Source organism: Flavobacterium frigoris, from assembly GCF_900111075.1.
GTDB classification, from domain to species: Bacteria; Bacteroidota; Bacteroidia; order Flavobacteriales; family Flavobacteriaceae; genus Flavobacterium; species Flavobacterium frigoris.
The window spans coordinates 1-1,120 of sequence record NZ_FOFZ01000061.1 but is presented as its reverse complement, the minus strand read 5'-3'; the positions used below and the strand labels follow the sequence as shown (position 1 = coordinate 1,120).

The 1,120-nt window shown below is 29.2% G+C and carries 2 protein-coding genes; both read right to left on the bottom strand.

Annotated features, from left to right (window positions below; translation table 11 throughout):
• Positions 1-16: 16 nt before the first annotated feature.
• Positions 17-739 carry a hypothetical protein gene (locus tag BMW63_RS17825; RefSeq protein WP_074724802.1) on the bottom strand — a complete coding sequence of 241 codons (723 nt, stop codon included), beginning with the start codon at positions 737-739 and terminating at the stop codon, positions 17-19.
• A 66-nt stretch (positions 740-805) separates the two neighbouring features.
• Positions 806-1,120: hypothetical protein (locus BMW63_RS18260; RefSeq protein ID WP_175460318.1), on the bottom strand; the 315-nt coding region annotated here is incomplete at its 5' end.

Genomic DNA, 1,120 nt, shown 5'->3' with positions numbered 1-1,120 from the left:
CTAATTGCTCTAGAAGCTACTCAACAACTCGAAAAGGAGAGGGTGTTGGGGCAATATGACTACTTTCTATTCTTTCTTTCCAGTTTTTGTTTACCCTATAAATTACAAATTCATCAAATGTTTTACAATTATAACAACTAGCAAAAGTACCATCATTATTACGGTTTTCCATATTTATAAATTTACTGTCATTAATTTTATATTTAACCTTGTTAGAATTAGTAGCAGATGGTGTTTCAATTAAATAACCACTAAAAACGTTCTGTACAGCTATTTGTTTCATTTTTTCAAGGCTCAATGGTGTATGTATATCCTCTTGATAATATTCTCGAGGAAGAACGAGTGTTGAGCCTCTAAAAAAATACCATTCCCCTTTTATTTTTACGCCATAAAAGTCAACAATATAGTCTTGAACAGCGCCTTTCCTTATTGTCTGTTGAAATACTACTCCGTAAAATCTATTTTTCTGTTGATTAAAACATAGCAATGAATCCAATAGAAAAGGCTTAATTATAGATATTTCAAGGCCATTAGTGACCCAATTAGCAATTGTGTCATTAGCTTTTTTATATATTGAAAAATATTCTTTATCTCCTGTTAATTTTTTAGAAGAGTAAAAATATTGTTCTCTTTTTTTAATTAATTCTTCCTTTTTTTGCTCCTCGGTTAATTCCTTTTTACATGAAAATAGTAAAAATGGAACTATTAAAAACACTATCTTAATTCCTTGGTTTGACATCGCCGTTATTTTTTGTTAATGTAAATATCCAATCATAATTCACTATCGAGTGACTTGCAGTAAATCCTAATTGTTCTGGGTACTATCTATTTTATTTTTCCAGTTTTTGTTTACCATATAAATTACGTATTCATCAAATGTTTTACAATTATAACAACTACCAAAAGTACCATCATTGTCACGGTTTTCCATATTTATAAATTCACTGTCATTAATTTTATATTGAACCTTGTTAGAATTAGTAGCAGATGGTATCTCAATCAAATAACCAGTAAAAATTTCTTCCATAGCTATTTGTTTCATTAAATCTAAACTCAACGGAATATGCATATCGTCTTGATAATAGTCGCGAGGAAGGTAGGTAGTAGATCCTTGAAAAAA

Bases quoted from the DNA above. Each gene is read 5' to 3' on its own strand.
- BMW63_RS17825 (WP_074724802.1), bottom strand. From the start codon at position 739: ATGTCAAACCAAGGAATTAAGATAGTGTTTTTAATAGTTCCATTTTTA.